General features: G+C 72.0%; 9 protein-coding genes. 4 read left to right on the top strand and 5 right to left on the bottom strand.

Going from position 1 to position 8441, the window contains the following annotated elements; genetic code table 11:
• The 4 genes from DQW85_RS11950 to DQW85_RS11935 all read right to left on the bottom strand — a co-directional run.
• Positions 1-420, bottom strand: a 420-nt coding sequence (locus DQW85_RS11950) for a hypothetical protein (protein ID WP_205315053.1), incomplete at its 3' end; no start/stop codon positions are given.
• 288 nt (positions 421-708) lie between these two features.
• Positions 709-2259, bottom strand: a complete 1551-nt coding sequence (locus tag DQW85_RS11945) for an acyl-CoA synthetase (RefSeq protein ID WP_113700403.1) — start codon at positions 2257-2259, stop codon at positions 709-711.
• 15 nt (positions 2260-2274) lie between these two features.
• Complete coding sequence (locus tag DQW85_RS11940) at positions 2275-3396, bottom strand: DUF5938 domain-containing protein (protein WP_113700402.1); 1122 nt, start codon at positions 3394-3396, stop codon at positions 2275-2277.
• Positions 3397-3433: 37 nt separating this feature from the next.
• Positions 3434-4249, bottom strand: coding sequence for an SDR family NAD(P)-dependent oxidoreductase (locus tag DQW85_RS11935; protein ID WP_113700401.1), 816 nt, complete (start codon positions 4247-4249; stop codon positions 3434-3436).
• A gap of 238 nt (positions 4250-4487) precedes the next feature.
• On the opposite strand from DQW85_RS11935, the gene DQW85_RS11930 reads away from it, so the two are divergent.
• On the top strand, positions 4488-5126 hold the full coding sequence (locus tag DQW85_RS11930) for a TetR/AcrR family transcriptional regulator (RefSeq protein ID WP_113700400.1): 639 nt from the start codon (positions 4488-4490) through the stop codon (positions 5124-5126).
• Positions 5127-5170: 44 nt separating this feature from the next.
• Here DQW85_RS11930 and DQW85_RS11925 read toward each other — a convergent pair whose 3' ends face one another.
• Positions 5171-5650: an Lrp/AsnC family transcriptional regulator gene (locus tag DQW85_RS11925; protein ID WP_113700399.1), complete on the bottom strand. Its 480-nt coding sequence runs from the start codon at positions 5648-5650 to the stop codon at positions 5171-5173.
• A 90-nt stretch (positions 5651-5740) separates the two neighbouring features.
• Here DQW85_RS11925 and pdhA point away from each other — a divergent pair, with 90 nt between their 5' ends.
• From pdhA to DQW85_RS11910, 3 genes are all read left to right on the top strand, one after another.
• On the top strand, positions 5741-6841 hold the full coding sequence (gene pdhA / locus DQW85_RS11920; RefSeq protein WP_113700398.1) for a pyruvate dehydrogenase (acetyl-transferring) E1 component subunit alpha: 1101 nt from the start codon (positions 5741-5743) through the stop codon (positions 6839-6841).
• 131 nt (positions 6842-6972) lie between these two features.
• Positions 6973-7944: an alpha-ketoacid dehydrogenase subunit beta gene (locus DQW85_RS11915; protein WP_113700404.1), complete on the top strand. Its 972-nt coding sequence runs from the start codon at positions 6973-6975 to the stop codon at positions 7942-7944.
• The coding region (locus DQW85_RS11910; RefSeq protein WP_338043377.1) for a biotin/lipoyl-containing protein at positions 7941-8441 on the top strand (501 nt) is incomplete at its 3' end. The genes DQW85_RS11915 and DQW85_RS11910, both read left to right, overlap by 4 nt.

The following is an 8441-nucleotide window of genomic DNA, read 5'->3' as shown; positions in this document are numbered from 1 at the left end:
GGCGCCCGCCCGGCGCAGCGCCGAGGCCGCGCTCCGCGCGCGGGCGCCCGAGACGCAGAGGTCGTCCAGCAGCAGCACCCTCTCGCCGCCGACGGGGCCCAGGACGTGGAAGGCGCGCTCGTCGGGTTGGCTCCTGGCGAGCCTGGCCACGGCGGTCTCGCTCTCCCCGGGCATCAGGACGGGCCTGTGGAGGTCTCTGAGGGCGGCGACCATGCCGACGACGCGGAGCATGGGATGGAACGCCTCCACGGGCCGGTCCGTACGGGTGCCTGGGACCGTGGCGACCAGCGTGAACGCGCCGCCGGCCAGGCCGGTCAGGCAGGCGCGATGGGCCTGGTGGAAGCGGGCGACCGTGGCCGCGAGGAATCTGCACCGGTCCAGCCCGCCCGCAGGCTCGGGCGGGCTCCCGCGGCGGGCCACGATGTCGTATAGTCGCCTGCCCTCGCCCCGGGCGGCGCACAAGGAGATGGGCACCGCGTGCGGCGCCCCGGCACCCGCCGCCGCCGGAACGTTCCGGAAGAGGTGGAGGTACGGCCGGGTGACCGCGGACGCGTCGCCCATGGTCAGCAGGCGGTCGGTGGCCGGGTCACAGCTACCAGACTGACCGCCTGACACGACGGGCCGTCACTATCCCGGACGAGAGTGCCACCTGTCCGGCGGGCGCCGTCGTCGCTGGTGAGGCCGGTGGGTCGTCAGGGACGCCGGCCGTCAGAGATCACCGTCGCCGCCGGGGGCGAGCATGCGGGACCTGATCTCGCTCTTGAGCACCTTGCCCACCTTCGAGCGGGGCAGGTCCGGCCACACCTCGATCTGCTTGGGAGCCTTCACGGAGCCCACCCGGGCCTTCACGAACGCGCGGACCTCCTCCTCGACGAGGCTCGCCCCCGGCCGCGGCTGCACGACCGCGGTCACCCGCTCGCCCCACCTGTCGTCCGGCAGGCCGATGACCGCGCAGTCCCTGACCGCGGGATGGGCCATGAGGGCCTGTTCCACCTCGGCGGAGTAGACGTTGAAGCCGCCGGTGATGATCATGTCCTTGGCGCGGTCGACGATGTGGAGGAAGCCGTCGGCGTCGAGGAAGCCGATGTCCCCGGTGTGGTGCCAGCCGTGCCGGGACGCCTCGCGGGTGGCCGACGGGTTCTTGTAGTAGCCGGCCATCACCAGGGAGCCGCGGACCACGATCTCGCCGCGCTCTCCCGCGGGCAGCAGGCCGCCCTCGCCGTCCATGATGCCGACGGTGACCAGCGGCGTGGGGCGGCCGGCGGAGGAGAAGCGCTCGGGGGCCAGCGTGCCGTCGGCGTGGAAATGGTCACGCGGCGACATGGTGGAGATCATCATCGGCGCCTCGGTCTGGCCGAACAGCTGCGCCATCACGGGGCCGATCCGGCCGATCGCCTCCTCCAGGCGGGCCGCGGACATGGGCGCCGCGCCGTACCAGAAGCAGCGCAGCGACGTGAGGTCGGCCGAGGGCAGGCCGGCGTGGGCGAGGAGCATGTAGATGAGCGTCGGCGGGAGGAAGGTGTGTGTGACGCGGTGCCGCTCGATCAGCGCCAGGAACTCGGTGAGGTCGGGGGCCGGCATGACGACGATCTCGCCGCCGAGCGTCATGATCGGGAAGCAGAGCACGCCCGCGGCGTGGGTCAGCGGGGCCAGGGCCAGGTAGACGGGACGCTCGCCGAACGGGTAGCTCATCAAGGTCAGCGCCGACATGGTCTCCAGGTTGCGGCCGGTCAGCATCACGCCTTTCGGCCTGCCCGTGGTGCCCCCGGTGCCGACGATCATGGCGAGGTCGTCGAGCGGCTCGCGTCCCCCGGGGCCGGGCGCCGTCGCGGCGATCCAGTCCTCGAACGAGACGGCCATGGGCAGGCGCTCGTCGAGGCAGACCACCGTCCTCAGTTTCGGCAGCTCGGGCAGGATCCGCTCCACCAGCGGCGCGAACGTCCCCTGGAAGACGAGGCAGACGCAGTCGAACAGGTCGAGCAGGTCGCGGTTCTCCGCCGCCTCGTTGCGAGGGTTGATCGGGCACCACACCGCTCCCGCCCGCGCGATGCCGAACACGCAGGAGAACGCGACGGGGTCGTTGGCCGACAGGATGGCGACCTTGTCCCCGGGACGCACCCCCGAACGGTCCAGCGCTCGCGCGACCTTCCAGGACAGGTCCTGGACCTCGCCGTACGTGAGCGTGCCGCCGCCCATGGTCAGGCACGGCGAGCCGGGGCCCAGGGACGCGCCCTTGTCGAGATAGTCGGTGAGACGCACGCCGCGGCCCCCGCCTCAGCCGTGGACGGTCAGGATCGGCTCCCGCACGAGGCCGAAGCTCTTCAGCGCGCCCAGCAGCCGCCGGTGCCCGAACGCCTGGCAGCCGGAGGCGAGGCCCGCCCGCCGCGGCGGCTCCTGGAGCAGCGAGTAGGCCGCGTACGCCTGCAGCACGCCCGTCTGCTTGTAGTTGCAGTTGCCGTAGATGACGCAGTGCGCGCGGCCGAGCGGGCCGGAGGCGTGGACGGAGTCCACCGTGGTGTTGATCCGCGGGTTCTCCCGGGGCGGCATCCCCGCCTGCACCGAGGCGGCGACCTGCGCCAGGGCCGCGTCCTGCTGGTCGGGCGGCAGCGTCTTGATCTGGTCCTCCACCAGCTTCACCGTCTCGACCACGCCCTGCATGACGGTCCGGTCGAAGACGCCTCCGGCGACCTTGCAGTTCGCCACGCGCGGGTCGTCCTTGAACCACACCGGGTGGCTGGTGCCGCCCCACGGCAGGGCCAGGGCGACCTCGTGCTGCCCGGGCACCGCGACCTCGAAGGTGGTCTTCGGGTCCCACTTCCGATACTCGTTCTGCTCCAGGTAGTGCCAGTCGGCCTTGAGGATGGTGAAGATCGTCTGGGTGGACGCGTAGGTGGGGAAGCCCTTCCACAGCACGAGGATGTCGAGCGTGTCGAGGCCCGGCGTCTCCAGGCAGAGGTTCGCGGCGATCTCGCCGGTGGTGTACATCTGCGCGATCCCGGGCGACAGGAGCAGGCCGCGCTCGGCGAACGGCTCGCCCCACCTGGCCTGCGCGTCGAGGACCCAGTCCTGCTCGCCGGTGGTGTCGAGGTAGTGGCACCCGGCGGCCAGACTGGCCTGCACCACCTCTGGCCCGTACTTGATGAACGGGCCCACCATGTTGCTCACCACCTTCGCGCCGCGGAAGAGGTCGGTCAGCGCCGAGACCTCGTGCTCGACCTCGACGATCTCGTGGTCCACGGTCTCGATGCCGGGGATCCGGTCCAGCACCTCCTTGACGCGCGCCCTGTCACGGCCGGCCGCGACGAAGGGGATGTTCAGCTCGCGGAGGTACTCGCAGACGAGGCGACCGGTGTAGCCGGAGGCGCCGTAGACGACGACGGGCTTGCTGGTGCTCATGGTCGGGCCTTTCCGGAGGTGGCTGTCGGGGATCGGGTCACATGCCCATGCCGCCGTCGACCGGCAGGCCGGCGCCGGTGACGAAGCGGGCGCCGTCGGAGGCGAGGAACACCACGGCGTCGGCCATGTCGGAGACCTCGCCGAGCCGCCCCAGCGGGGTGAGGCCGATGACGTCGCCGACGGCGGCCTCCGCGCTCGGCCACAGGCCGAGGCTCACCATGTCCCGCGCGAGCCTCGCCCCCATCTCGGTGGGGACCAGGCCGGGGTAGACGCAGTTCACTCTTACGCCGTAGCCGAGCTTGCCGGACTCCAGAGCGGCAACCCGGGTCAGCCGGTCCACCGCCGACTTGGTCGCGGAGTAGCCGGCTATGCCGGGGAAGGGGATGGTGGCGGCCACCGACGCGATGTTGACGATCGCGCCGCCGCCACCGGCCGGGCCGCCGGGGCGCATCGCCCGGAACGCGTGCTTGACGCCGAGCGCGACCCCCAGCACGTTGACCTCCAGCATGCGGCGCACGTCCACCGGGTCGAGATCGACGACGAGGCCCGAGATCTCGATGCCGGCGTTGTTGACCAGGATGTCGAGGCCGCCGAGCTCGCCGATCGTCGCGGCGACGGCGGACTCCCAGCTCGTCTCGTCGGTCACGTCGAGGGGGACGAACGCGGCCGTGGCTCCCGACTGCTTGAGCGAGTCGGCGGTCGCCCGGCCGGCGTCCTCCAGGACGTCGCCGATGACGACCGCCGCTCCGGCGCGGGCCAGCGCCTCGGCCATCCCGGCTCCCAAGCCGCGCGCCCCTCCGGTCACCAGCGCCTTGCGGCCGGTCAGGTCGTACGCACTCCTCGGCACACTCATGGGGGGTCTCCTCTTCGAGCTCGGCGGTCGGTGCCGCCCGCCGCACCGCCCGCATCCCGGCGGTGTGACGTACGGCACAGCGTAGCGATGTCTGGACAGTCGTCAAGACTTTCTTGGACAATCGTCAAAAGACTCTTGGACGCTCGTCAAGATTCGAGCGGGTCGAGAGAGGCCGTCCGCGCTAGACTGGGCCACGGCTCGCAGGGTGCGGGCGCCACGGCCGACGGGATGTCTCACTGTGACCCAGGTCGCCGACAAGGCGAGCGACAGGATCGCGCGCCGGCAGGTCGACAAGTTCGCCGAGCGGCGGGCGCAGCTCGCGGCCTCGGCGCTGCGCACTCTCTCGGAGCTCGGCTACGCCCGCACGAGCCTGCGGGAGATCGCCCAGAACTCCGAGTTCTCCCACGGCGTCCTGCACTACTACTTCCGCGACAAGGTCGATCTGATCACCCACTGCGTCCGGCAGTACAAGGCGGAGTGCGTGACCCGCTACGACCAGATCGTCGCCACCGCCGACTCCGCCGAGGAGCTCAGGCAGGGCTTCGCCGCGACCCTGGCCAGGACGCTGGTCGATGACGCGCCGATGCACCGGCTCTGGTACGACCTGCGCAACCAGAGCATGTTCGAGGAGTCGTTCCGGGCCGACGTGCTGGAGATCGACCAGAGCCTCGAACGGATGATCTGGCGCATCGCCGTCCAGTTCGCGGAGCTCGCCGGGGCGTCCCTGGCGGTGGGGCCGGCGACGGCTTACGCGCTCTTCGACGGCCTCTTCCAGCAGGGGCTGCTCCGGCACCTCGCGGGGCAGGACGACGCGGCGGACGAGCTGCGGGCGAGCGTCGGGGACGTGCTCGACGGGTTGCTCGTCCGCCGTCCGTGACCGGCCGGAGCTGAGATCCGGGACTGAGATCCAGCGCCGGGGTCTCAGGTCCGGATCTCGTCGAGGACGAACATCGTCTGCGTGGTGACCACCTCGGGCATCGCGTGGAGGCGTTCGAGCACGATGTCGCGCAGATCCTCCGGATCGCGCACGCGGACGAGCAGCAGCATGTCGTACTCGGCCGACAACAAGGCGGCGTGCTCCACCTCGGGCAGCTCGTGCAGCCGTTGGCTGAACGCCTTCCAGGACCGCTGCCGCAGCTTGACCGCCACGTAGGCGGCCAGCGGGAACCCGTAGCGGTGCGGATCGACCACCGCGCGGAAGCCCGTGATGACGCCGGTCTCCCGCAGGCGCTCCAGCCGCGCGTACGCGCTCGCCCTGGAGATGTGCGCCTGCTCGGCGACCGTCCGGATGGACATCCGGCCGTCTCCGGACAGCAGTCCGACGATCCGCCGGTCGATCTCGTCGAGTTCCACGGCCGAATGTCTGGCCTGCGCTCCGCCGGCCGCCGAACTGCCGGACATATTGCCTCCTCGGGGATGCCGTTATGGCCACTGGTCTGGGGTTTGTCGCCGAATATAGACGTTCGTCCCTTTGAATCCCACTATTTCATCATGTTGTCTACCACGAGGGCGATGTCGCCGGGCGAATTGCTTCCCGGCAGCGCACCCATCCAGCTCGTCGATCAGGACGGCCGGCGGGTCGCGGATCCCGCGTATGGCTGCCCCGACACCGGCGTCCTCCTGGATCTCTACCGGTCCATGGTGGCCGGGCGGCGGTTCGACCGGCAGGCCACCGCGCTGACCAGGCAGGGGCGCCTCGCGGTGTACCCGTCGTCCTCCGGGCAGGAGGCGTGCCAGGTGGCCGCCGTCCGCGCGATGGGGGAGCTCGACTGGTTGTTCCCGACCTACCGCGAGAGCGTGGCGCTCGTGACGCGGGGCATCGACCCCGTCGAGGTGCTCACCCTGCTGCGCGGTGACTGGCACTGCGGGTACGACCCCCACGCGTACCGCGCCGCCCCGCAGTGCACGCCGCTCGCCACCAACACGGTGCACGCCGTGGGCCTGGCCGACGCCGCCCGCCGCAAGGGCGACCAGGTGGCCGTGCTCGTGTTCATCGGCGACGGCGCCACCAGCGAGGGCGACGCCCACGAGGCGTTCAACTTCGCGGCCGTGTTCGCCGCGCCCGTGGTCTTCGTGGTCCAGAACAACCAGTGGGCCATTAGCGTGCCGCTCAGCAAGCAGTCGAAGGCGCCGACGCTCGCCCACAAGGCAGTGGGCTACGGCATGCGCGGCCACCACGTCGACGGCAACGACGCGGCCGCCGTGTACGCCGTCGTCCGGCAGGCCCTCGACGACGCGCGGGCGGGAGGCGGCCCGGCACTGGTCGAATGCCTCACGTACCGCATGGACGCCCACACCAACGCCGACGACGCGGGGCGCTACCGCGACGAGGCGGAGGTGGAGCTGTGGCGGCAGCGCGACCCGGTCGAGCGGCTGGAGCGGCTGCTCCTCGCCGAGGGGGCGCTCGACGAGGCCGCCCGCGAGGCCGTGGCGGCCGAGGCGGAGGAGTCCGCCGCCGCCCTCCGCGCCCGCATGAACGCCGAGCCCGAGCTCACGCCCGGCGACCTGTTCGAGCACGTGTACGCCAAGCCGACGGCGCACCTCCACCGCCAGGCGGAGCTGCTCGCCCACGAACTGAGCGAGGAGGCGTGATGGCGGCCACCACGTCGGTCACGAAGAAGGCCACGACACCGGCCACGAAGGCAACCACGAAGGCAGCCACGAAGGCAGCCGAGACGAAAGCCGAGGCGTCGGTCACCCCGGCGGTCAGGACGTCGGTCACCATGGCGCAGGCGCTCAACGCCGCCCTGCGTGACGCGCTGCGCGACGACCCGTCCGTCCTGGTGTTCGGCGAGGACGTCGGCAAGCTCGGCGGGGTGTTCAGGATCACGGACGGGCTCGCCGCCGAGTTCGGCGACGACCGCTGCTTCGACACCCCGCTGGCGGAGGCCGGCATCGTCGGCACCGCCATCGGCATGGCGATGTACGGCATGCGGCCGGTCGTCGAGATGCAGTTCGACGCGTTCGCCTACCCGGCGTTCGAGCAGGTCACCTCGCACCTCGCCAAGCTGCGCAACCGGACGCGCGGGCGCCTGGGGCTCCCCGTGGTCATCCGGGTGCCGTACGGCGGCGGCATCGGCGGGGTGGAGCACCACAGCGACTCCTCGGAGGCGTACTACACCCACACCCCCGGCCTGAAGGTCGTCACGCCGGGCACCCCGGCGGACGCCTACTCGCTGCTGCGCGACGCCATCGCCGACCCCGACCCCGTGATCTTCATGGAGCCCAAGCGGCGCTACTGGACGAAGGGCGACCTCGACCTGCCCGTCAGGACCGAGCCCATGGACCGCGCCGTGGTCCGGCGCCCGGGGACGGACGTGACCCTGATCGCGTACGGGGCCATGGTCGCCACGGCGCTGGAGACCGCCGACGCGGCCCGCGAGGAGGGCTGGGACGTCGAGGTGGTGGACCTGCGCAGTCTCGTCCCGTTCGACGACGAGACCGTGACGGCGTCCGTGCGGCGGACCGGCCGCGCGGTGGTCGTCCACGAGGCCTCGACCTTCGGCGGATACGGGGCCGAGGTCGCGGCGCGCGTCACCGAGCAGTGCTTCCACTTCCTGGAGGCGCCCGTGCTGCGGGTGGGCGGCTTCGACATCCCCTACCCGCCGCCCAAGCTCGAAGAGCACCATCTCCCGAGCGTCGACCGGATCCTGGACGCCGTGGCCCGGCTCCAGTGGGAGGAGGCAGGGGCATGAGCGGCACCTTCCTGCTCCCCGACCTGGGTGAGGGCCTGACCGAGGCGGAGATCGTCCGCTGGATGGTCAAGGAGGGCGACGTGGTCGAGGTCGACCAGCCCGTCGCCGAGGTGGAGACCGCCAAGGCCGTGGTGGAGGTCCCCGTCCCGTACGCGGGGCGGGTCACGCGCCTGCACGCCGCCGAGGGGGCCGTGGTCGACGTCGGATCCCCGCTGATCACGGTCGCCGACCCGTCGGCGGCCGCCCAGGACGGCGAGCCGGGTGCCGGTGCACCGGGCTTCAAGGAGCCCGGGGTCGTGACAGCCGCCTCCGACGCCGCCGGTGGTGGCACCGGTCCCGATGGCGAGGCGGCCGAGCAGGCGTCCGGTAACGTGCTGGTGGGCTACGGCACCGCCGCCCCCAGCCGCCGCCGCACCCGCCGACGCTCAGGCGCCCCCGCGTCCCGCACCCCCGCGTCCCCTGCTCCCGCCCCCCGTACTCCCGCGTCCTCTACTCCC

The sequence above is a fragment of the Nonomuraea lactucae genome (assembly GCF_003313395.1).
GTDB lineage: Bacteria > Actinomycetota > Actinomycetes > Streptosporangiales > Streptosporangiaceae > Nonomuraea > Nonomuraea lactucae.
The sequence above is the reverse complement of the archived record's forward strand: the minus strand, read 5'-3'. Positions and strand labels throughout refer to the sequence as shown.

Coding starts and splice junctions, on each gene's coding strand:
- DQW85_RS11940 (WP_113700402.1), bottom strand. CDS start 3,396: ATGAGCACCAGCAAGCCCGTCGTCGTCTACGGCGCCTCCGGCTACACC.
- DQW85_RS11935 (WP_113700401.1), bottom strand. CDS start 4,249: ATGAGTGTGCCGAGGAGTGCGTACGACCTGACCGGCCGCAAGGCGCTG.
- DQW85_RS11925 (WP_113700399.1), bottom strand. CDS start 5,650: ATGTCCGGCAGTTCGGCGGCCGGCGGAGCGCAGGCCAGACATTCGGCC.
- pdhA (WP_113700398.1), top strand. CDS start 5,741: ATGTTGTCTACCACGAGGGCGATGTCGCCGGGCGAATTGCTTCCCGGC.
- DQW85_RS11915 (WP_113700404.1), top strand. CDS start 6,973: ATGGCGCAGGCGCTCAACGCCGCCCTGCGTGACGCGCTGCGCGACGAC.